The organism is Thioalkalivibrio sp. ALE16, assembly GCF_000381305.1.
Classification (GTDB): domain Bacteria; phylum Pseudomonadota; class Gammaproteobacteria; order Ectothiorhodospirales; family Ectothiorhodospiraceae; genus Thioalkalivibrio.
In genome coordinates this window covers 1-21,079 of record NZ_KB906364.1, presented here as the reverse complement: position 1 = coordinate 21,079, position 21,079 = coordinate 1, and the positions used below count along the sequence as shown (strand labels likewise).

Below are 21,079 nucleotides of genomic sequence, written 5' to 3'. Positions count from 1 at the left end.
GCTTGTGGGGTTGGTGCCCCCTGTTCCCCGATCCTGCGTTGCGCCGCTTGCGGGTAGAACCACTACCCGCTGCACGACGCGCCTTGTCTCGGAAAACAGGGGGCACCAACGCGGACGTGCGATTCAATCAGCGTCTCCCTAGTCGATGCGAGGGAGGCTGGCGCAGATCCTCGAGACGCGTGGCAGCGTGGATGCGCGCCAGACGCATTCGTGCCCGGCGCGTTACCTCGTCGGGCAGGCGGCGTGCCCTCTCGCCCCGGGCCAGCCGCGCGGCTTCCTTGCCGCGGTAGCTCTGGATCATGGATAAATGTTAACGCGCTGCGTTATTAGCGCGCAAACGGTTGTCGAACCGGACTCTCCCGGGAAATACCGGTCCCGAATACGCCCGTCACTTCGGCGCTGTTTTCTGCGGGCGAGGCACGGTGACCGCCGAGCCCTTATTGCAGGCGTTGGCGCAGGGCGTCGAGCAGGCCATCCATCGGGAGGTGTTCGGCCTCGCTGGCGGTGCGTGCCTGGTATTCGAGTTCGCCGGCGTCGAGGCCGCGTTCGCCGATGACCAGACGGTGCGGGATGCCGATCAGTTCCATGTCGGCGAACATGACGCCGGGGCGCTGTTCGCGGTCGTCCAGCAGGACCTGGAAGCCGGCGCCCTCCAGCTCGTCGTGCAGTTTCTCCGCGGCCTCGCGCACACGCTGGGACTTCTTGGCGCCGATCGGGCACAGGGCGATGTCGAAGGGGGCGATCGCCGTCGGCCAGCAGATGCCGCGCTCGTCGGAGTTCTGCTCGATCGCGGCGGCGACCACGCGCGAGACGCCGATGCCGTAGCAGCCCATGGTTACGACCTGCTCGCGGCCGTCCTCGTCGAGTACGCGGGCGCCCAGGGCCTGGCTGTACTTGTCGCCGAGCTGGAAGATGTGGCCGACCTCGATGCCGCGGCGGATCTCGATCGCCCCGGAGCCGTCCGGGGCCAACTCGCCCTCGGTGATGTTGCGCAGGTCGGCGCTCTCCGGCTGCGGCAGGTCGCGGCCCCAGTTCACGCCGGTCAGGTGGTGGCCGTTCTCGTTGGCGCCGACCACGAAGTCCGCCATGCCCAGCATGGTCTGATCGGCCAGCACCGGGATCGGGCTTCCCACCGGGCCCAGCGAACCCGGATCGGCGCCGAAGGCGGCCCGGATCTCGGCGGCTTCGGCCATGCGCAGCGGCTCGGCGACCCAGGGGTGCTTCTCGGCCTTCACCGCGTTCAGTTCGTGGTCGCCGCGCAGCACGATGGCGACCAGGTCGGCGTCGATCGCGTCGGAGGCGGCCACCACCAGGGTCTTCACCGTCCGCTCGGTCGGGATGTCCAGGAATTTCGCGAGATCGTCGATGGTGTGCACGTCGGGCGTGGCGATCTTCTCCAGCGCCGCGCCGGGGGCCGGGGCCGGCGCGGGCACCGGGCAGGGGGCCAGTTCGACGTTGGCGGCGAACCCGGCCGGGGAGAACGCGATGGCGTCCTCGCCGGAGCTGGCCAGCACGTGGAACTCGTGCGAGGTGTTGCCGCCGATGGCGCCGGTGTCGGCCTCCACCGCGCGGAAGTCCAGACCGCAGCGTTCGAAGATGCGGGTGTAGGCCGCGTGCATCTGCTGGTAGGTGTCGCCCAGGGAGTCGGCGTCGATATGGAAGGAGTAGGCGTCCTTCATCAGGAATTCGCGGGCGCGCATCACGCCGAAACGCGGGCGGCGCTCGTCGCGGAACTTGGTCTGGATCTGGTAGTAGTTGACCGGCAGTTGGCGGTAGCTGCGGATCTCGCGGCGCACCAGATCGGTGATGACCTCCTCGTGCGTCGGGCCGAAGCAGAAGTCGCGCTCGTGGCGATCCTTGAGGCGCAGCAGCTCGGCGCCGTAGAAGTCCCAGCGCCCGGATTCCTGCCACAGTTCGGCCGGCTGCACCGCCGGCATCAGCACCTCCAGGGCGCCGGCGCGGTTCATCTCCTCGCGTACGATGTTTTCCACTCGACGCAGTACGCGCAGGCCCAGCGGCAGCCAGGTGTACAGCCCGGAGGCCAGCCGGCGGATGTAGCCGGCCCGCAGCATCAGCTGGTGCGAGACGATCTCGGCGTCAGCCGGGGTTTCCTTCAGGGTGTTCAGCGGGAATTGCGAGACGCGCATCGGGGGCAGTCCGTGGTTGATGGCTGGAAAGGATTCAGAACGTGGTGCCGTTGGTGCCCCAGAAGTGGCGCGGGGCGTCGGCGAACTCGATGTAGACGCGGGCCGGCTCGATGCCCAGTTCCGCCTGCAGGCTGTCGCACAGCTTGCGCGACAGCTCGCGGGTCAGGCCCTCGGGCAGGCCGATGCTCTTCAGCTCGCAGTACGCGAGCGGATCGGTGCGCCCGCCAAAGCACATGGCCGGGTTGTGGCGGCAGGCGACCATCACGTAGCCCTCGGGCTTGCCCAGCCAGTCGGCGACCGCGGCGGACAGACGCTGGCACAACGTGGCGGTGTCGTCGGGCAGGGCGGCATTGGTCTCGACTTGCAGCAGCGGCATGGCATCCTCCGGGGCGTTGCGGCGAAAGGTCGCCATGATACGGGGAGCGCGGGGTCGGTGCAGCGCTCGCGTCAGCCTAGGGAGACGCTGATTGAATCGCACGTCCGCGCTCGAGTCGCTTTTGCGTGCGTTTAATGCGCGGTGACTGCCGTGCAGTCATTCTGCACAAGGGAGCCGCAACGCCGTGCGCATGCAAAAGCGGCCAGTGGCTTGTGGGGTTGGTGCCCCCTGTTCCCCGATCCTGCGTTGCGCCGCTTGCGGGTAGAACCACTACCCGCTGCACGACGCGCCTTGCCTCGGAAAACAGGGGGCACCAACGCGGACGTGCGATTCAATCAGCGTCTCCCTAGCGGGTGAAACCCTTGTCAGGGTGGCTATACTCGCTGCGAGGGAGACGAACGCGGCGGGGCCGGACGGCCGGATTGCGTTCAACATCAGGAAATAATAAATTAGAAAAATCTAATATATGGTTCCGGGCCCGGTGCGCGCCTGCGCACCCCCGACGACCTCTTCGAGCAAGGACAGACGCCTCATGACACGAAACCGGATGCGCCACACCCTGTGGGCCCTGCTGCTGTTGCCGTTTGCGGCCCAGGCGGAGTTGCCGTTCGAGACGGCCACCGCCGAACGCCAGACGATCACCCAGGAACGGATCCTGGATGGCCGCGTCGAGGCAGTGCAGCGGTCCACGATCTCGGCGCAGACCTCCGGGCGGATCCGCGAGATCTACGTGGATGTCGACGACTTCGTCGAGGCCGATGAATTGCTGGTCCGGGTCAGCGACACCGAGCAGCAGGCTCGTGTAAGCCAGGCCGAGGGCGATCTGGCCGAGGCCCGCGCCCGCTTCAACGAGGCCCGTTCGGAGTTCGAGCGCATTCGCGATGTGTTCGATCGCGGGGTGGTGTCGCGCTCCGAGTTCGATCGAGCCGAGGCCGCGCTGGAGTCGGCGCGTGCCCGCCTGCGCTCGGCCGAGGGTCGGGTCGAGGAGGCCCGTGAACAACTGGGCTACACCGAGGTGTACGCGCCCTATTCGGGGATCGTGACCGAGCGCCATGTAGAGGTCGGCGAGTCGGTCAGCCCGGGGTCGCCGCTGCTGTCCGGGATCAGCCTGGACCAGTTGCGGGTGGCGGTGGATGTGCCGCAGCGTCTGATTCACAGCGTGCGTGAGCGGCGCAGTGCCGAGGTCCTGCTGAACGGAGACCGGGTGGCGGCCGAAAGCCTGACCATCTTCCCCTACGCCGATCCCGCCAGCTCGACCTTCCGCATCCGCGTGAACCTGCCGGAGCAGCAGGATCTGGGCTTGTTCCCCGGCATGTTCGTGAAGACCGCCTTCGTCGTGGACGCGGTGGAGCGCCTGGTGGTGCCGACCGAGGCCGTGGTCTATCGCAGCGAGGTCATCGCCGTCTATGTGGTGGATGCGGACGACCGGGTGGCGTTCCGCCAGGTACGGGTCGGGCGTCAGCATGACGGCCTGATCGAGATCCACGGCGGTCTGGAGGCCGGCGAGCGCGTGGCGCTGGATCCGGTCCACGCGCAGATCTGGCTGAAGGAACATCAGCAGGTGAACCCATGAGCGATGCCACCACGGAGGGGGCGTCCGAGCGGATGGGGATCTCCGGGCGCATCGCGCAGGCCTTCCTGACCACCCAGATCACCCCGTTGCTGGCCCTGCTGGGGCTGCTGCTGGGGCTGTTCGCGATTCTGGTGACCCCGCGCGAGGAAGAGCCGCAGATCAACGTGACCATGGCCGACGTGTTCATCCCGTTCCCCGGGGCGAGCGCGCAGGAGGTGGCGCAACTGGTCGCCACGCCGGCCGAGCAGGTGCTCTCGGAGATCGAGGGCATCGATGACATCTATTCCGTCTCGCGCCCGAACATGGCGCAGATCACCATTCAGTTCGAGGTCGGCGAGGACCGCACCGCGGCGCTGGTGCGCCTGTACAACCAGGTGTTCTCCAACCAGGACTGGCTGCCGCCGGGGCTGGGGGTCGGCGAGCCGATCATCAAGCCGATGGGCATCGACGACGTGCCGATCGTCAACGTGACCCTGTGGACCGAGGACCCCGAGCGCGGCGGGCACGATCTGCTGCGCGTGGCGCACGGGATCGAGGCCGAGCTCAAGCGGGTCCCGGGTACCCGTGATATCTACACGGTCGGCGGCCCGGACCACGTGGTGCACGTGCGCTTCAAGCCGGAGACGCTCGCTGCCTACAACCTGTCGGTGGATGACCTGCGCACCAGCCTGCAGGCCTCCAACTTCTCGCGCGACGCCGGTCAGCTCTATCAGGACGATGAAGAGATCCTCGTCCAGGCCGGCGACTTCATTACCGAACCCGAGGCTTTCGCCAGTCTGGTGGTCGGCATGCACGACGGCCGTCCGATCTACCTCGAGGACGTTGCCGAGGTGGTGCAGGGCCCGGCCTATGCCACCGAGCACGTGCGCTTTGCCCATGGCGCGGCCGCCGGCGATCGAGCGCGCGCGGGCGAGAGCCACCCGGCGGTCACCGTGGCGATTGCCAAGCAACCGGGGACCAATGCCCCGGATATCGCCGACGCCCTGGTCGAGCGCCTGGATCAACTGCGCGGGACCTATATCCCCGACGGTATCGAGACGACCATTACCCGCAACTACGGCGTAACCGCGGACGACAAGGCGAACACCCTGATCCAGAAGCTGATCCTCGCGACCGCGTCGGTGGTGATCCTGGTCTGGATCGCACTCGGCTGGCGCGAGGCCTTCATCGTCGGTGTGGCCGTGGTGATCACGCTCGCGATCACCCTGTTCGCCTCCTGGGCCTATGGCTTCACCCTCAACCGCGTGTCGCTGTTCGCGCTGATCTTCTCCATCGGGATCCTGGTGGACGATGCCATCGTGGTGGTGGAGAACATCCACCGGCACATGGCCAAGGGCGGCAGGAAATTCCTCGAGGCCATCCCGCTCGCGGTGGACGAGGTCGGCGGACCGACCATCCTCGCGACCTTCACCGTGATCGCGGCCCTGCTGCCGATGGCCTTCGTGACCGGGCTGATGGGGCCCTACATGAGCCCGATCCCGATCAACGCCTCGATGGGGATGATCATCTCGCTGGCGGTGGCCTACGTGGTCACGCCCTGGCTGACGTACAAGGTGCTGCGACGCCAGGCCGAGCAGCACGCGCATGCCGCACCGGCCGGCGGCGGGCACGGCGCGGAAGGCGAGAGCGCCTCCGCCGGGCTGATGAAGATCTTCAACCGCCTGCTGCTGCCGTTTCTCGGGACCTCCGGGCGCAAGAAGACCAACCGCCTGGTGCTGTGGGTCGGGACCCTGGTGCTGATCCTCGGCTCGGTGTCACTGGCCTACTTCCAGCTGGTGGTCATGAAGATGCTGCCGTTCGACGACAAGTCGGAGTTCCAGGTGGTGCTGGATATGCCGGAGGGCACCAGCCTGGAACGTACCTCCCGCGTGCTGGCGGAGATGGGCGACTATCTGAAGACCGTGCCCGAGGTGCACAACGTGCAGACCTACGCGGGTACCGCGGCGCCGATCAACTTTAACGGCCTGGTGCGGCAGTACTACCTGCGTGAGGGCTCGCACGTCGGCGACATCCAGGTGAATCTGGTGGATGCCTCCGAGCGCTCGCGCCAGAGCCATGCGGTGGCGCTCGGTGTGCGCGAGGCAATCAACGAGATCGCCGATCGTCACGGTGCCGCGGTGAAGGTGGTCGAGGTGCCGCCGGGGCCGCCGGTGATGTCGCCGATCGTGGCCGAGATCTACGGGCCGGACTACGACGGTCAGATCGAGATCGCCCGCCAGGTGCGCGAGCGCTTCGAGAACACCGACGGCATTACCGATATCGACGACTCGGTGGAATACCCGGGGCAGAAGAAGATCCTGCAGGTCGACCGCGAGCGGGCCGCGCGCCTGGGCGTGTCGCAGCAGGCGGTGGTGCAGGCGATCGAGACCGCGCTGTCCGGCGAGGACGTGACCTACCTCTACGGCTCCAACGTGAAGTACGCGGTGCCCGTGCGGCTCGAGTTCGAACAGGCCGAGAAGGGCAGCCTGGACCCGGTGCTGGGGCTCAAGGTGCGCTCGCGCGACGGCACGCTGGTGCCGCTGTCCGAGGTGGTCAATGTGGTGGACTCGACCCTGGAGCATTCGATCCATCACAAGAACCTGCTGCCGGTCGTCTACGTGATGGGCGACCTGGCCGGTGGTCTGGACAGCCCGCTATACGGCATGTTCGACATGTTCTTCGGCCTGCGCGATCAGCCCATGGCCTATGGCGAGCCGCTGGAGCAGCTGTTCATCAGCCAGCCGGACAACCCGTACAACTTCTCCCTGAAGTGGGACGGCGAGTGGCAGGTGACCTACGAGACCTTCCGCGACATGGGCATTGCCTACTCGGTGGGGCTGATCCTGATCTACCTGCTGGTGGTCGCGCAGTTCCGCTCGTACATGGTGCCGCTGATCATCATGGCGCCGATCCCGCTGACCGTGATCGGGGTGATGCCGGGGCATGCCTTCATGGATGCCTTCTTCATGGACGCCAAGTTCACCGCGACCTCGATGATCGGGATGATCGCGCTGGCCGGGATTATCGTGCGCAACTCGATCCTGCTGGTGGACTTCATCAACGAGGAGATCCGCCGTGGCGTGGAGGTGATCGAGGCAGTGGTGCACGCGGGTGCGGTGCGCGCCAAGCCGATCATCCTGACCGGGCTGGCGGCGATGGTCGGCGCCGGGTTTATTCTGGATGACCCGATCTTCTCCGGCCTGGCGATCTCGCTGATCTTCGGCGTGTTTGTCTCCACGCTGCTGACGCTGGTGATCATCCCGGTGCTGTACTACCTGTACGTGCGCAACCGGGTCGAGCTGATCCGCGCCCAGGCGGCGTAAGCGGATCCCGTCATCGCGAGGCGCGCAGCGCCGTGGCGATCTCTGTGGCCGGCTGCGACTTCGGGTGGGGCGAGCATCGGGATTTCGTCGCGGGGTTCCCGCTGCGCTCGCCCTTCGGGCCGGCCTGCGGCCGCTCAACGCGCGTCGCGCTTTTTGTGCCATAGCCCCTGGCAGGACCTCGCAATGACGCGGGCGGGTTCCGGTGTTTTCGCCGTGCGGCGGCATGCGGCTACAATCGGTGCCACCTGAACGAACCGGAGACGCTCGATGGATGTCGAGATGGGAGAAGAGGGCCTGAACGTCCTCGGAATCAGCCGCGAACAGTGCGCCACCCTGGTCGAGACGCTGAAGGCCAGCGAGGACCAGCGCTTCATGGATGACCCCGAACTGCGCAAGCTGTTCAAGCTGCTGGCCGTGCTGCAGAGCGATCTGTGGGACGACATGACCGCCGGGCAGTTCGACTTCGCCCCCTACAAGAAGCAATAGCCCTGCCCGGTGCCGTCCCTGGCACCCGTACCGGAGTGCTCCATGCCCGACAATGATTCCCGCCGGCCGTCCAATTTCGTGATCGGCAACATCTTCCTTGGCGCCGCCGCCATCATGCTGTTCTTCTTCGTGACGCTCTGGGAGATCCTCGGGGTGTTTGCACTGCTGATGTGGATGGGCCTGGCGGCGATCGGGGTCTACTTTATCGTCAAGGACAAGGACATCAATCCGGGCGGCCCGCCGAACTGATTCGGTGCATCCGTCACGTACGCCTCTCGTGACACCAGCCCCGGCATCGCCGGGGCTGGCACGCCTGCGGGGCGAATTCCTCGAGTCACTGGGGCAGCGGGTCGCGGATCTGGAGGCCCTGTCCGGTCAGCTCGACGGCACGTTTGCGGATGGCGAACGCCTGATCACCCTGTACCGCGAGGCCCAGGCGCTGGCGCAGTCGGGGCAGGTCTTCGATGTCGGCTTGATCCGCGGCGCGGCGGAATCGCTGCGGGCCGCCCTGGCCGGCGTACGCCGGGCCCCGCCCGGACCGGATCGTGACCTGATTGTCGCGGGGGTGCGCCGCTTGGCCACGGCCGTGGAGGCCTATCGGCAGCGGGCGCGGCCGGCGGCGCAGGCGCGCATGCAGCCTGTAGGGGGGCGTCCGGCGGAGTCACGAGTCCGCCTGATCGACGACGGCGGCGCGGTCGGCGAGGCGGTGGCCCGCATGCTGGCCGACCAGGGTTTTCGTGTAACCCGGGGCGAGGCTGCCGTGGCCGACGACGAGCCGCTTTCCGCAGTGGTGCTGTGTGCCGACGTGGTCGCGGCGGACGGGGGCGGCTTGCCGGGGCTGGCGTCTGCGCTGGCCAGCGGGCTTCCGGTGCTGGCCGTCGCTCAGGCCTGGAGTCCCGGCGCCCGCCTCGAATGCGTGCGCCAGGGGGTGACGCGCTGCCTCGATCACCCCCTGGTAACCGACACCCTGGTCGAGCAGCTGATGCAGATCGGCGGCGTAATCGTGGAGTCGGATTATCGCGTGCTGCTGGTCGCCGGGGAGGCGGACAGCGAACTCGCTCATCATCTGGCCGCTTCCGGGCTGGAGGTATCGACGGTGTCCGACCCGGAGGATGCGCGCCTCCGGCTGGGCGAGATCGGCGCCGATGTGGTGGTCCTCGATCTGCAGGGGCTGGACGAACCGGCGGAATCGTTTGTCGCGCTGCTGCGTACTCGGGACAACGGGGGGGCGGTCCCGCTGCTGTTCCTGACCGAGGACCCCGGACGGATCAACGCCCTGATGACGGTGCACCCCGGTGTGGCGGGGGTGTTTCTGAAGCCCGTGGAGCCAGCCCGTATCCAGGCCGCGATTGCCGCGCGGGCGCGCCAGATGCGCCAGATCGACGGGGTCAGCCAGTCCTATCGCGATGCCCTGTACGAGCGCGAACGCGAGCATGTGGCCGTCAACGAACATGCCCTGGTCAGTATCGCGGACGTGGCCGGCAACATCGTCTACGCCAACGAGCGCTTTTCCCGGGGCAGCGGCTATGCGGTGTCCGAGCTGATGGGCCGCAATCACCGCATCCTGAAGTCCGGCCAGCATCCACCGGAATTCTATGCCGAGCTCTGGTCCACCATCGCGTCCGGGCGCGTCTGGCAGGGCGAAATGTGCAATCGTGCGCGCGACGGCTCGCTGTACTGGGTGGAGACCACCATCGTCCCGTATCTCGGGAGCAACGGGCGCCCCTACCAGTACGTGTCGATCCGCACCGAGATCACCCACGTGAAGCATCAGGAGCACCGCCTGCGCTCCAGCCAGATCTTCGCCAACATGGGGACCTGGGAATGGGCGCCGAACCGCGAGGCGCTGGGCTGGTCGGAGCGCATCCCGCCGCTTCTGGGCTATCCCGAGGGCGGGCTGGAACCCACGGTCGCCAATTTCGTGCAGGCGGTGCACCCCGACGATCGCATCCGGGTGCGCAATGCGATCGCCAGCAGTCTGCGTCGCGGGTCCTATCTTGAACTGGAGCATCGCGTCATCTGGCCCGACGGCTCGGAGCACTGGCTGCTCGAGCGCGGCGACGTGGTCCGGGATCAGGACGGCGAGGTTCTGTACATGCTGGGTGTGATGCAGGACATCACCAAGCGCAAGACCTCGGAACTGGCATTGTCCCAGCTGTCTACCCGGCTGCTGGAATCGCAGCGCCTGGCGCGCATCGGCAACTGGGAGATGGACCCGCAAAGCGGGGCGATCACATGGTCGCGGGTCATCCACGAGATCTTCGAGGCGGATGCGGGGGATGCGTCCTTCGGGCGCGACACATACCTGGCGCTGGTGCACCCGGAGGATCGCGAGCCGGTGACGGCCTTTCTGCAGGGCCTGAACGCGGCCGGACACCACGAACTCGGTCACCGGGTGCAATTCCGGGACGGGCGGACCCGCTTTGTCCACGTCATCGCCAGTGTCAGCCTGGATGCAGAGGGCCGACCCGCGCACATCGCCGGGAGCCTGCAGGACATCACCGAACTGCACGAGGCCCAGGAACATCTGGCCCTGTTCCAGCGCATCTTCGAGTCCTCCGGGCAGGGCATCGCGGTAGTGGACCGTGCGGGCCGCTTCGTCTACGTGAATGCCGCCGCGCGCGAGATGGTGGGCTACGAGTCGAGCGAGATGCTGGGCCGGAGCTTCCGCGAGATGAATATCATCCCCGAGGACTCCGAAGAGGAGGCGCGGGAGATCGACCGGGTGCTTTCCGAAGGCGGTTCCTGGGCCGGAAAGCTGCCCCACCGCTGCGCCAATGGGGCGGTGTTCATCACCGTCAGCAACATCGGCGTCGTCCTCGACGACCGCGGCGAACCGCAATACGGCTTCAATATCTTCAGCGACTTCACCGACGAGCTGCGCCGTCGCGCCGAGTTGCACCGTGCGCGCGAGGCGGCCGAGGCGGCCAACCGGGCCAAGTCGGATTTCCTGTCCAACATGAGCCACGAGCTGCGCACGCCGATGAACGCGGTTCTCGGGTTTGCCCAGCTGCTGGAGCGCGATCCGGCTCTGGATGAACACCAGCGCGGCCATCTCGATGAAATCATGCGCGCCGGGCGCCATCTGCTGGACCTGATCAACGAGATCCTGGACCTGGCGCGGATCGAGGCGGGGCGCATGCAGGTGGAGCCGGAACCGGTCGCCGTGGACCCGCTACTGGATGAATGCCTGTCCCTGCTGGAGCCCCTGGCGCGCGAGCATCGCGTGGTGCTCGCAGCGGAGCCCCTGCCGACGGTGATGGTGCAGGCCGACCCCCGGCGTTTGAGGCAGGTACTCCTGAACCTGTTGTCCAACGCGGTCAAGTACAACCGGCCGGACGGGCGCGTGCGCGTGACCTGCGAACACGAGGGCTCCGGCGTGCGGATCGCGGTGCACGACGACGGGCCGGGGCTGACGCCGGAGCAGTGCCAGCGGCTGTTCCAGCCCTTCGAGCGCCTGGTGGCCGAGGAGCAGGGAATCGAGGGGAGCGGGGTGGGCCTTGCGGTGACCCGCAACCTGGTGGAGCTGATGGACGGCGAGATCGGCGTCGACAGCATACCGGGTACGGGCAGCACCTTCTGGTTCCGTTTGCCCGCGGCGCAGGAGCACCTCCCGCCCGCGGCCGGAGAGGACGTGGGCGCAGCCTCGGACGTTGCGATCCGGGAGGGTTGCCGGGTGCTCTGCATCGAGGATCATGCCGCCAATCAGCGTCTGCTGCGCGAGATGCTGAGGCAGCAGGGGGTGAGCGACTGCCGGGTGGCGGACTCCGCCGTGGCGGGCCTGGACATGGCCCTGCGGGACCCGCCGGGGCTTGTCCTGCTCGATCTGAATCTGCCGGTGATGGACGGCTTTCAGGTGCTGCGCGCGCTGCGCGCCGAGGCGGCGCTGGCGGCGATCCCGGTGATCGCGGTGACGGCCGATGCCACCGAGGCCACGCGCGAGCGGGTGGCGGCGGCCGGCTTTGATGCTCTGCTCACCAAGCCGATCGGGGCGAGCGATCTGCTGGGCGCGCTGCAGCGCTGTGCCGCGGGTCGCGCGAGCGGCTGAGCCGCCGCGCGCGTCGGCGATTCTCAAAGAAAGAGGAATGCGACGATCGCGATCGCCGCGGCCACGGCGACGGCGTCCGCGGTCAGCGCGGCCGCCAGAGTGTGGCGCACGCGCTTGATGCCGATGGCGCCGAAGTACACCGCGAGCACGTAGAAGGTGGTCTCGGTCGAGCCCTGCAGGGTGGAGACCAGGATGCCGACGTGGGTGTCCGGCCCGGTGGCCGGGTCCTGCATGATGCCGGCCATGATGCCATAGGCGCCGGAGCCGGACAGCGGGCGCAGCAGTGCCATCGGCAGGGCCTCGGCCGGCAGACCGAACGGCGTGGTCAGCGGCCCGACCAGCCCGACGAACATGCCTAAAGCACCGCTCTCGCGCAGCATCCCCACCGCGACCAGGATTGCGACCAGGTAGGGGATGATGCGCAGGGCCACGTTGAAGCCCTCCTTGGCCCCCTCGACGAAGACCTCGTAGACCGGCACGCCGCGGATCACCCCGTAGGACAGGAAGCCGACCACCAGCCCCGGGATGATCCAGGGGGCGATCGCCTGGCCGTAGAGGATGGTCAGCGGGATGATCGCGAGCACTCCGGCCAGTACCGTCAGCGAGACCCAGGCCGGGTAGCCCTCGGTGGGCACCTCGATGTTCATCGGTTGCTGCTCCGGGGCGGGTTCTTCGGTCGCGCCCGCTTCGGCGTCGGACGGGGTGCTGCGGGACTCGGTCGCGCGAACCGTGTCGTCCAGGTCCGTGGCGCCGTCGCGATCGGCGGCGTGCGGGTCGATCGATCGGGTCGGCGCAGGGCTGCGGAAATAGCGCTGCAGGATCAGGGCGCTGGTAATGCCGGCGATGGTCGCGAACAGCGTGGCGAACAGCGTGGTCGGCAGGATCGCCGCCGGGGCCTCGGAGCCGAGCGAGGCACGCAGCGCGATCACCCCGGTGGGCAGCAATGTAATGCTGGAGGTGTTGATTGCCAGGAACAGGGCCATCGCATTGGTCGCGGTGCCCGGGTGCGGGTTCAGCTTCTCCAGCTCCTGCATCGCGCGGATGCCGAACGGGGTCGCGGCGTTGCCCAACCCCAGGATGTTGGCGGAGAAGTTCAGGATCATCGCGCCCATCGCCGGGTGCTCCGGCGGGACCGACGGGAACAGGCGGGTCATCAGCGGCCGCAGCAGGCGGGCCAGTACGGTCAGCAGGCCGCCAGCCTCGGCGATCTTCATCAGGCCCAGGAACAGCGCCATTACCCCGACCAGACCCAGCGCCAGTTCCACCGCGGAGCCGGCCGCGTCGATTGCGCCCTCGGACAGCGCCTGCATCGGCTGCTCGTCCGGGTCGGTGGAGCGGATCTCGCGGATCGCGGCCGTTGCCACGGCGATCACGATCAGGGCGAGAAAGATCAGGTTCATGCCTCGCAGTTTGCCACGGTCAGCGGTTCTCTCCGCGTGATACACCGCGCAGCACAGCATCCAGCGCCCGCGCCGGCAGCAGCCACTTGAGGAAGGCGAACAACCGGGTGGGGAAGGTCACGTGATAGCGCACCCGTGGCCGGCGGGCCTCCAGGGCGTGCACCACACAGCGCGCGACTGCCTCGGGCCCCAGTGTGAACGGCGCATCGGACTCGGCGTCCGCCATGCGGGCCTCGGCGGCACGGTAGGTCTCCTGCCACGGGCTGTGCTCGCGCTGGATGCGTTCGCGGAAGGCCTTCAGGGCGTTGGCGCGGAATTCGCTGCGGATCGGGCCCGGCTCGATCAGCGAGACATGGATACCCGTGCCGTGCAGTTCCTGGCGCAGGGTGTCGCTCATGCCCTCGATCGCGAACTTGGAGGTCACGTAGGCGCCGCGCAGGCGCAGGGCGACCAGCCCAAGGACCGAGCTGTTCTGGATGATGCGGCCCTCGCCGGCGCGGCGCATGGCGGGCAGCACGGCATTCGTCAGCTCCAGCCAGCCAAGCACGTTGGTCTCCAGCTGGGCGCGCAGGGTGGCGCGATTGAGGTCCTCCACCGCGCCGGGCTGACCATAGGCACCGTTGTTGAACACGCCGTAGAGGTGGCCGTCGGTGCGGTGCAGAATCTCGGTGACTGCGCTGTGGATGCTGGCGGAGTCATCCAGGTCCAGCTGCAATGCCTCGAAGCCGTCCTTCTTCAGCCGCGCGACATCCTCGCTGCGCCGGGCGGTGGCGAAGACCCGGTAGCCGCGTTCGCGCAGCATGCCCGCGGTGCAGGCCCCGATGCCGCTGGAACAGCCGGTGATCAGGACCGCGCGCTGGGAGGGTTCGCTCATGGCGGCCGGATCAGTAGGTGAGGGTGGCGACGCCGTCCTCAACGACCTCGCCGATGAAGGCGCCGCCGCCGCGCATCCCGTCCAGTTCCGGGACCGCGTTGTCCAGGGTCAGTCCGTTTTCGTCCATTGCACCGGCGCAGGCGTAGAAGGCGCAGCCGGCCTCGTGGGCGTCCTGCATGAAGCTGTAGACGGATTTCTCCTTCGCCTCGCCGGGGTAGATCTGGTCCGCCACGCCCTGTCGCAGCAGGCGGGTGGTGCCGGCGGCGAAGTAGATCTCGACCTCGAGATCCATCGCGGCGGCGACGGTGGCCTGGAAGAACGGGGCGCCCAGGGTGCCGGGGCGGTCGAGGTCCAGATTCAGCAGCATGATCACGATCTTTTCGGCCATGGCAGGTCCTTGCGGGCAGTGCATTCGGGTATGGGGCGAATCATCCGCGCTGCGGCCGCGCGGCGCAAACACCGCCTGTCGGTGCGGAAGGCCTTTTATTCCCGGCGAACGGCCGCATAATACGCCTCAACCCGTGTTTTCGCGGATGTGTTCCGAGGATTCCAGCCATGCCCATCTATGAATACCAGTGCAAGGATTGCGGCGAGATCTCCGAGATCCTGCAGAAGATCTCCGACCCGCCCGCCACCACCTGCCCCGAGTGCGGTGCCGAGGCCCTGACCAAGCAGGTCTCCGCCGCCGGTTTCCGCCTGGCCGGGGGCGGCTGGTACGAGACCGATTTCAAGAAGGACGGCAAGCGCAACCTGAAGGATTCGGGCGGTGGCGCCGGCAAGTCCGATACTTCCACGAGCAAGGCCGCGGCCAGCACCTGACCCATGCTGGTTTCCCTGCGCCGCTACCTGATTGCAGGGCTGCTGGTCTGGCTGCCGCTGATCGTCACCGGCTTCATTATCAAGCTGCTGGTCGACCTGCTGGACTTCACCATCCTCCTCCTGCCGCCGGGCTGGCGGCCGGAGGCGCTGCTGGGCTTTTCCATCCCGGGCGTGGGGATCGTGGTCGCGATCGTCGTGGTGTTCGTCACCGGGGTGATCGTGGCCAACATCGTCGGGCGCAAGCTGGTCGCGCTGGGCGAGTCCATCGTGCACCGCATCCCGCTGGTCAACTCGATCTACGGGGCAGTGAAGAAGGTGACCGAGACGGTACTGGCGGATGGCGGCCAGGCCTTCCGCAAGGTGATGCTGATCGAATACCCGCGCCGCGGCCTGTGGTCGGTCGGGTTCATGACCGGCGTCGGCACCGGCGAGGTGCAGGAGCGTACCGAGCACGAGGTAATCACCGTATTCGTCCCGACGACCCCCAACCCGACCTCGGGCTTCGTGCTGATGGTCCCGCGCGAAGAGGCGATTGAACTCGACATGACGGTGGAGGACGGCCTCAAGTTCGTGATGTCCATGGGGGTCGTCACCCCCCTGAAAAGCCCCGAGGATGCCCCGGCTCCGGTTGCGCAGGGGCAGGGCAAATCGTAAGATTTCCGGCCTTTTCGCGGGTGCGAACGCCATGTTCGTCCCGTTTTCCCGACTCACCGTGCAGGCCCCTTGCGGGCGTGCCCTTCGGCTGGAACAGCGCAATGCGAACTCATCTGTGTGGACGTGTCACCGAGAACGAACTCGACTCGGAGGTGACCCTCTGCGGCTGGGTCAACCGCCGGCGTGACCACGGCGGCGTGATCTTCGTCGACCTGCGCGACCACGCGGGGCTGGTGCAGGTGGTGTTCGACCCCGACCGCGAGGACGTCTTCGCGCGCGCCGAGCAGCTGCGCAGCGAGTACGTGATCCGCATGACCGGTCGCGTTCGCCGGCGCCCCGAGGGCACCGAGAATCCGGACCTGACCACCGGCGCGGTGGAGATCCTGGGCCTGGAGCTGGAGGTCCTGAATGCCGCGAAGACCCCGCCGTTCCCGCTGGACGACGAGGACGTCGGCGAGGACACCCGCCTGCGCTACCGCTACATGGACCTGCGCCGCCCGCTGATGCAGCAGCGCCTGCGCCTGCGCGCGCAGGTGACGGCCGCCATGCGCCGCTTCCTCGAGGAACGCGACTTCCTCGACCTCGAGACCCCGATGCTGACCAAGGCCACGCCGGAGGGTGCGCGCGACTACCTGGTGCCCAGCCGCACGCATCCTGGCAGCTTCTTTGCCCTGCCGCAGTCGCCGCAGCTGTTCAAGCAGCTGCTGATGATGTCCGGCATGGACCGCTACTACCAGATCACCCGCTGCTTCCGCGACGAGGACCTGCGCGCCGACCGCCAGCCGGAGTTCACCCAGCTGGACATGGAGATGGCCTTCGTCGACGAGGCCGACGTGATGGACGTGACCGAGGGCCTGATCCGCCACCTTTTCCGCGAGGTCCAGGGCGTGGAGCTGCCCGATCCGTTCCCGCGTATGGCCTATGCCGAGGCGATGGCCCGCTTCGGTTCCGACAAGCCGGATCTGCGCATCCCGCTGGAGTTCACCGAGCTGACCGAGGTGATGCAGCAGGTAGAGTTCAAGGTCTTCAACGGCCCGGCCAACGACCCCGAGGGCCGCGTGGCCGCGCTGCGCGTGCCGGGCGGGGCCAGGCTCACGCGCAAGGAGATCGACGTCTACACCGAGTACGTCGGCCGCTACGGCGCGAAGGGCCTGGCCTACATCAAGGTCAACGACCCGGCCGATCTCGCGGGCGGGCTGCAGTCGCCGATCCTCAAGTTCCTGCCCGAGGACGTGACCCGGCAGATTCTGGAAAAGACTGCGGCCGCCGCCGGCGACCTGATCTTCTTCGGTGCGGACAAGGCCTCGGTGGTCAACGAGGCGATCGGTGCGCTGCGCGTGAAGATCGGCCACGACCTGGAGCTGGTCGAGGCGGGCTGGCAGCCGCTGTGGGTGGTCGACTTCCCCATGTTCGAGTACGACGACGGGGACAAGCGCCTGTACGCCCTGCATCACCCGTTCACCGCCCCGGCGGTGGACAGCCCGGACGCGCTGCGCGCCAACCCGCGCGAGGCCCTGTCCCGCGCCTATGACATGGTGCTCAACGGCACCGAGGTCGGTGGTGGCTCCATCCGTATCCACAACCCGGAGATGCAGTGGGCCGCGTTCGAGGCCCTCGGCATCGGCGAGGACGAGGCGCGCGAGAAGTTCGGCTTCCTGCTGGATGCGCTGGAGTTCGGCGCCCCGCCGCACGGCGGCCTGGCCTTTGGTCTGGATCGTCTGGTGATGCTGATGAGCGGCGCCCATTCCATTCGCGACGTAATGGCCTTCCCCAAGACCCAGACGGCCGCCTGCCTGCTGACCGACGCCCCGGCGCCGGTCGGCGAGAAACAGCTGCGCGAACTGGGTATCCGCCTGCGTGCCAGCGCTACGCAACAGGCCGGGTAACGGCCCGGCCGGTCGCGCATCATGGCCGGCATGCGCACCAGCGTTGTTACCGTCCACGGCTGGCATATGTCCGGCCTGGAGATGGCCTTGTTACGGCGTCGACTGCGCGCCGGGGGCCACGCGGTGTACCCGTTTCGCTACGCCTCGCAGCGTCAGTCTCCGGAACAGGCGGCTCGCGCGCTGGCGGCCTTTCTGGAACAGGTCCCCGGGGACCTGGTGCACCTGGTGGCACACAGCCTGGGTGGCGTGGTGGTGCGTCACCTGTTCGAGGTCGCGCCGGTGCAGCGCCCGGGCCGCATCGTGATGCTGGGTTCGCCCCTGGCTGGCAGTCGCGTGGCGGCGCGGCTGGCGCGGAACCGGGCCGGGCGCTGGTGGCTGGGCGCGGCGCTGGATCGCGGCCTGCTCGGTGGCAGCCCGATCCTGCGCGGGCGTGACATCGGCATGCTGGCCGGCAGCCGCGCGATCGGGCCGGGCCCGCTGATCGCGCGCCTGCCGCATCCGCATGACGGCCTGGTCGCGGTAGACGAGACGCGGGGCCCAGACGTCTCGCGCCACCTGACCTTGCCGGTCACGCACATGGGCATGCTGTTCGACACCGTGGTGGTGCGCGAGACCCTGCACTTCCTGGAGGCGGGCGAGTTCCTGCCCTGACGCCTGGCGAACCCCGTCAGGGGCAACAAGAATCGTCATCGCGCGGCGCGCAGCGCCGTGGCGATCTCGCTGGGTGGCTCCGGCGGCGGGCCGAACGTTACGGTCCCGTCAAGCGATTGCTTCGCCGCTGCGCTTCTCGCAATGACGGCTTGAGGTTCACCGCGTGGGCACGTCGTGCGCATCCGTGATTAGCGCGGCCCCAGCGATTAGACTGTGCGCATTCCGGTGCCCGGCGGTATGCCGGGTCGGCACAACCGAACCCAACTCAAGGAGTCGTGACCGAATGGCAGGCCACAGCAAGTGGGCGAACATCCAGCATCGCAAGAATGCCCAGGACGCCAAGCGCGGCAAACTCTTCACCAAGCTGATCCGCGAGATCACCGTCGCCGCGCGCCAGGGTGGCTCGGACCCGGAGACCAATCCGCGCCTGCGCCTGGCGATCGACAAGGCGCTGGGTTCCAACATGACCCGTGACACCATCGAGCGGGCCGCCAAGCGCGGCGCTGGCGAGAGTGATGGCGACAATGTCGAGGAAATCCGCTATGAGGGCTATGGCCCGGGTGGCGCGGCGGTCCTGGTCGACTGCATGACCGACAACCGCAACCGCACGGTTGCCGAGGTCCGCCACGCCTTCTCCAAGATGGGCGGCAACCTCGGTACCGACGGCTCGGTCGCCTACCTGTTCCAGAACAAGGGTGTGATCCGTTTCGCCCCCGGGCTGGATGACGAGGTGGTGATGGAGGCCGCGCTGGAGGGCGGGGCCGAGGATGTGCAGGTCGAGGACGACGGTGCCATCGAGGTGATCACCGAGCCGGAGACCTATCAGGACGTGCGCGCCGCGCTGACCGAGCGCGGTCTGGAGCCGGAAAACGCCGAGGTGACCTGGCGGCCGGAGACCCTTGCGCCGCTGGATGCGGAGACCGCCGAGTCGGTCCTGAAGTTGCTGGACATGCTGGATGATCTGGACGACGTGCAGAACGTCTATACCAACGCCGACTTCCCCGAAGAAGTCAGCGGTGACTGATCCGGCCGCGGCGTGAGCGGCGTGCGCATCCTCGGGATCGACCCCGGCTCCCGCGTGACCGGCTTTGCGGTCATCGAGTTTGATCGCAGTCGTGGCCGTTCCTGCGGCCACGGCGTGATCCGGCCGAAGGCGAAGGCCTTCCCCGAGCGCCTGGGCGAGATCTTCGCCGGCGTAGTCGAGGTGATCGACGAGCTGAAGCCCGACGTACTGGCCATCGAGTCGGTGTTCGTCGCCCGCAATGCCCAGTCCGCGATCAAGCTGGGGCACGCCCGTGGCGCGGCCATCTGCGCCGCCACCCAGGCCGGTCTGCCGGTACACGAATACGCCCCGCGCGCGATCAAGCTGGCCGTGGTCGGTGTCGGTGGCGCGGACAAGGAGCAGGTCCAGCACATGATGCAGCAACTTTTACGCCTGGCCGAACCGGCCAGCAGCGATGCCGCTGATGCCCTGGCCGTCGCGCTCTGCCACGCCCACACCCGGCAGAACGAGGCGCGCCTGCAGGGCTCGGCTGCTGCGATGATCGGGGGGCGCCCATGATCGCTCGGCTGGAGGGGCGGCTGATCAGTCGCGAGGTGAACGGCGTGGTGATCGACGCCGGCGGGGTTGGTTACGAGGTGGATGTCCCGCTGTCCACGCTGGCGGCCCTGCCGGAACCCGGCGAGACGGTCGTGCTGGCGACCCACCTGGTGGTGCGCGAGGATGCCCACCAGCTCTTCGGATTCCTGAACAAGCGCGACCGCGACCTCTTCCGCCGTCTGATCCGCGTCAACGGTATCGGTGCCAAACTGGCGCTGGCCATGCTCTCGACCTACGCCGGCGACGAGCTGGCGGGCCTGATCAGTGGTGGCGACGTGACGGGCCTGGCCAAGGTGCCGGGCATTGGCAAGCGCACCGCCGAACGGGTGGTGCTCGAGCTGGGCGAGCGCCTGGCCGAGATGGGCTTTGCCGCCGCGCCCGCCGGGGCGGCGGCGGGCAGCGAGCCCACGCCGGCGGCCGCGATGGAGGGCGAGGCCCTGGCCGCGCTGGAGTCTCTCGGCTATCCGCGGGCCAGCGCCGAGAAGATGGTCGCGGCGGTCCGTGACCAGGCCGACTCGGTGGAGACGCTGGTGCGTCTCGCGCTGCGCTCTACCGTCAAGCGCTAGCGCACACCCGCAGCGATCCTGGCTTGGCCAGCGTCGTCGCCCGCGGTTATGTGCTTTCGGTCCGCCGCTTGCGCTGTATTGGTGGCTGGCCCTGGTTCGTCGTTTGGTGTTTACGGTGCCTCCGGTCCGGCCCCTGCCTCGTGGTGGCTGGTTCTGGTTCGACATCCGGTGTTTACGTGCTTTCGGTCCGCATACTGCCTGGCGCTGACTCGCCAGCGCGCCCCGAGGCACTTTCTTGCTTGCCCAAGAAAGTGCCCAAAGAAGGGCACCCGGATTCCGCCCGGGAACCTTGCTCCAGGGCCCTCGGGCCGGCGGCGCTGAACTCGCTACGCCTTCGGCTTCGCTCAGACATCCAGCGCCTTCTCCCGGCCCGAGAACCCTTCCGCAAGGGGCTCCATACGGGGGAGGAAGGTCAAGACAGGAGGTATTCCGACCCCGCGACACAACAACGGCCCTGCCGCCTGAAAGCCCCCGGCGCCCGCTGCGCGGGCGCGGCACGCAACGGCCAAAGGCCGAGCGTGCCCAGATGCCGGAAGACCCAGCCTTCATCTATTACCACGAACCTGTGGATCGCTGTTGTCTTGACCTTGAACCCCCGTTGTCGTCGCGCCGAGTGGAGAGGGTTTTCGCGGGATCAGAGGCGCTGGATGTCTGAGCGGAGCCGAAGGCGCAGCGAGTTCAGCGCCGCCCGCGAAAA

General features: G+C 67.9%; 18 protein-coding genes and 1 pseudogene. 12 read left to right on the top strand and 7 right to left on the bottom strand.

Translation table 11 applies throughout. The features are described from left to right. Positions 1–127: 127 nt before the first annotated feature. From F627_RS16510 to F627_RS0109995, 3 genes are all read right to left on the bottom strand, one after another. A complete protein-coding gene (locus F627_RS16510; protein ID WP_231366576.1) occupies positions 128–301 on the bottom strand; it encodes a type II toxin-antitoxin system RelE/ParE family toxin in 174 nt (57 codons plus the stop codon). Positions 302–437: 136 nt separating this feature from the next. Further along, entirely contained in the window at positions 438–2,147 is a 1,710-nt protein-coding gene (locus tag F627_RS0110000) for a proline--tRNA ligase (protein ID WP_019583972.1), read from the bottom strand. A gap of 34 nt (positions 2,148–2,181) precedes the next feature. Continuing rightward, the gene (locus tag F627_RS0109995; RefSeq protein ID WP_026279294.1) at positions 2,182–2,523 is read right to left on the bottom strand and encodes a phenylpyruvate tautomerase MIF-related protein; all 342 of its coding nucleotides are present in this window, start codon (positions 2,521–2,523) and stop codon (positions 2,182–2,184) included. Between the two features lie 547 nt (positions 2,524–3,070). On the opposite strand from F627_RS0109995, the gene F627_RS0109990 reads away from it, so the two are divergent. From F627_RS0109990 to F627_RS0109970, 5 genes are all read left to right on the top strand, one after another. Then, the gene (locus F627_RS0109990) at positions 3,071–4,096 is read left to right on the top strand and encodes an efflux RND transporter periplasmic adaptor subunit (RefSeq protein ID WP_018867449.1); all 1,026 of its coding nucleotides are present in this window, start codon (positions 3,071–3,073) and stop codon (positions 4,094–4,096) included. Further along, positions 4,093–7,398 (top strand): efflux RND transporter permease subunit, encoded by a 3,306-nt coding sequence (locus F627_RS0109985; protein ID WP_018875877.1) that lies wholly within the window; start codon positions 4,093–4,095, stop codon positions 7,396–7,398. The genes F627_RS0109990 and F627_RS0109985 overlap by 4 nt, the downstream gene beginning before the upstream one ends. A gap of 267 nt (positions 7,399–7,665) precedes the next feature. Further along, a complete protein-coding gene (locus F627_RS0109980) occupies positions 7,666–7,884 on the top strand; it encodes a hypothetical protein (RefSeq protein ID WP_018867447.1) in 219 nt (72 codons plus the stop codon). Positions 7,885–7,926: 42 nt separating this feature from the next. Continuing rightward, positions 7,927–8,133, top strand: a complete 207-nt coding sequence (locus F627_RS0109975; protein ID WP_017941374.1) for a hypothetical protein — start codon at positions 7,927–7,929, stop codon at positions 8,131–8,133. 28 nt (positions 8,134–8,161) lie between these two features. Continuing rightward, positions 8,162–11,932 carry a PAS domain-containing protein gene (locus F627_RS0109970; protein ID WP_019583971.1) on the top strand — a complete coding sequence of 1,257 codons (3,771 nt, stop codon included), beginning with the start codon at positions 8,162–8,164 and terminating at the stop codon, positions 11,930–11,932. Between the two features lie 23 nt (positions 11,933–11,955). On the opposite strand, the gene F627_RS0109965 is transcribed toward F627_RS0109970, so the two are convergent. The 3 genes from F627_RS0109965 to F627_RS0109955 are packed head-to-tail and all read right to left on the bottom strand — an operon-like array spanning position 11,956 to position 14,594. Next, a complete protein-coding gene (locus F627_RS0109965; protein ID WP_019583970.1) occupies positions 11,956–13,332 on the bottom strand; it encodes a nucleoside recognition domain-containing protein in 1,377 nt (458 codons plus the stop codon). Positions 13,333–13,351: 19 nt separating this feature from the next. Beyond that, positions 13,352–14,206, bottom strand: coding sequence for an SDR family oxidoreductase (locus F627_RS0109960; RefSeq protein WP_019583969.1), 855 nt, complete (start codon positions 14,204–14,206; stop codon positions 13,352–13,354). Between the two features lie 10 nt (positions 14,207–14,216). Then, positions 14,217–14,594, bottom strand: coding sequence for a DsrE family protein (locus tag F627_RS0109955; RefSeq protein WP_018140668.1), 378 nt, complete (start codon positions 14,592–14,594; stop codon positions 14,217–14,219). A gap of 167 nt (positions 14,595–14,761) precedes the next feature. On the opposite strand from F627_RS0109955, the gene F627_RS0109950 reads away from it, so the two are divergent. The 7 genes from F627_RS0109950 (at position 14,762) to ruvA (ending at position 20,382) form a co-directional block, all read left to right on the top strand. Then, positions 14,762–15,025: an FmdB family zinc ribbon protein gene (locus F627_RS0109950; RefSeq protein ID WP_018867442.1), complete on the top strand. Its 264-nt coding sequence runs from the start codon at positions 14,762–14,764 to the stop codon at positions 15,023–15,025. A 3-nt stretch (positions 15,026–15,028) separates the two neighbouring features. After that, positions 15,029–15,679, top strand: coding sequence for a DUF502 domain-containing protein (locus tag F627_RS0109945; RefSeq protein WP_019583968.1), 651 nt, complete (start codon positions 15,029–15,031; stop codon positions 15,677–15,679). Positions 15,680–15,780: 101 nt separating this feature from the next. Next, entirely contained in the window at positions 15,781–17,565 is a 1,785-nt protein-coding gene (gene aspS / locus F627_RS0109940) for an aspartate--tRNA ligase (protein ID WP_019583967.1), read from the top strand. Between the two features lie 21 nt (positions 17,566–17,586). Further along, on the top strand, positions 17,587–18,216 hold the full coding sequence (locus F627_RS0109935) for a triacylglycerol lipase (protein WP_017941367.1): 630 nt from the start codon (positions 17,587–17,589) through the stop codon (positions 18,214–18,216). 283 nt (positions 18,217–18,499) lie between these two features. Beyond that, complete coding sequence (locus F627_RS0109930) at positions 18,500–19,240, top strand: YebC/PmpR family DNA-binding transcriptional regulator (RefSeq protein WP_019583966.1); 741 nt, start codon at positions 18,500–18,502, stop codon at positions 19,238–19,240. A gap of 21 nt (positions 19,241–19,261) precedes the next feature. Then, positions 19,262–19,777 (top strand): crossover junction endodeoxyribonuclease RuvC, encoded by a 516-nt coding sequence (gene ruvC / locus F627_RS0109925; protein WP_026279293.1) that lies wholly within the window; start codon positions 19,262–19,264, stop codon positions 19,775–19,777. Then, complete coding sequence (gene ruvA / locus F627_RS0109920) at positions 19,774–20,382, top strand: Holliday junction branch migration protein RuvA (protein WP_018867436.1); 609 nt, start codon at positions 19,774–19,776, stop codon at positions 20,380–20,382. The genes ruvC and ruvA overlap by 4 nt, the downstream gene beginning before the upstream one ends. A gap of 344 nt (positions 20,383–20,726) precedes the next feature. Here ruvA and F627_RS17340 read toward each other — a convergent pair. Beyond that, positions 20,727–20,931, bottom strand: a pseudogene (locus F627_RS17340) (hypothetical protein). Between the last annotated feature and the right edge of the window lie 148 nt (positions 20,932–21,079).

Coding starts and splice junctions, on each gene's coding strand:
- F627_RS16510 (WP_231366576.1), bottom strand. CDS start 301: ATGATCCAGAGCTACCGCGGCAAGGAAGCCGCGCGGCTGGCCCGGGGC.
- F627_RS0110000 (WP_019583972.1), bottom strand. CDS start 2,147: ATGCGCGTCTCGCAATTCCCGCTGAACACCCTGAAGGAAACCCCGGCT.
- F627_RS0109995 (WP_026279294.1), bottom strand. CDS start 2,523: ATGCCGCTGCTGCAAGTCGAGACCAATGCCGCCCTGCCCGACGACACC.
- F627_RS0109990 (WP_018867449.1), top strand. CDS start 3,071: ATGCGCCACACCCTGTGGGCCCTGCTGCTGTTGCCGTTTGCGGCCCAG.
- F627_RS0109985 (WP_018875877.1), top strand. CDS start 4,093: ATGAGCGATGCCACCACGGAGGGGGCGTCCGAGCGGATGGGGATCTCC.
- F627_RS0109980 (WP_018867447.1), top strand. CDS start 7,666: ATGGATGTCGAGATGGGAGAAGAGGGCCTGAACGTCCTCGGAATCAGC.
- F627_RS0109975 (WP_017941374.1), top strand. CDS start 7,927: ATGCCCGACAATGATTCCCGCCGGCCGTCCAATTTCGTGATCGGCAAC.
- F627_RS0109965 (WP_019583970.1), bottom strand. CDS start 13,332: ATGAACCTGATCTTTCTCGCCCTGATCGTGATCGCCGTGGCAACGGCC.
- F627_RS0109960 (WP_019583969.1), bottom strand. CDS start 14,206: ATGAGCGAACCCTCCCAGCGCGCGGTCCTGATCACCGGCTGTTCCAGC.
- F627_RS0109955 (WP_018140668.1), bottom strand. CDS start 14,594: ATGGCCGAAAAGATCGTGATCATGCTGCTGAATCTGGACCTCGACCGC.
- F627_RS0109950 (WP_018867442.1), top strand. CDS start 14,762: ATGCCCATCTATGAATACCAGTGCAAGGATTGCGGCGAGATCTCCGAG.
- F627_RS0109945 (WP_019583968.1), top strand. CDS start 15,029: ATGCTGGTTTCCCTGCGCCGCTACCTGATTGCAGGGCTGCTGGTCTGG.
- aspS (WP_019583967.1), top strand. CDS start 15,781: ATGCGAACTCATCTGTGTGGACGTGTCACCGAGAACGAACTCGACTCG.
- F627_RS0109935 (WP_017941367.1), top strand. CDS start 17,587: ATGGCCGGCATGCGCACCAGCGTTGTTACCGTCCACGGCTGGCATATG.
- F627_RS0109930 (WP_019583966.1), top strand. CDS start 18,500: ATGGCAGGCCACAGCAAGTGGGCGAACATCCAGCATCGCAAGAATGCC.
- ruvA (WP_018867436.1), top strand. CDS start 19,774: ATGATCGCTCGGCTGGAGGGGCGGCTGATCAGTCGCGAGGTGAACGGC.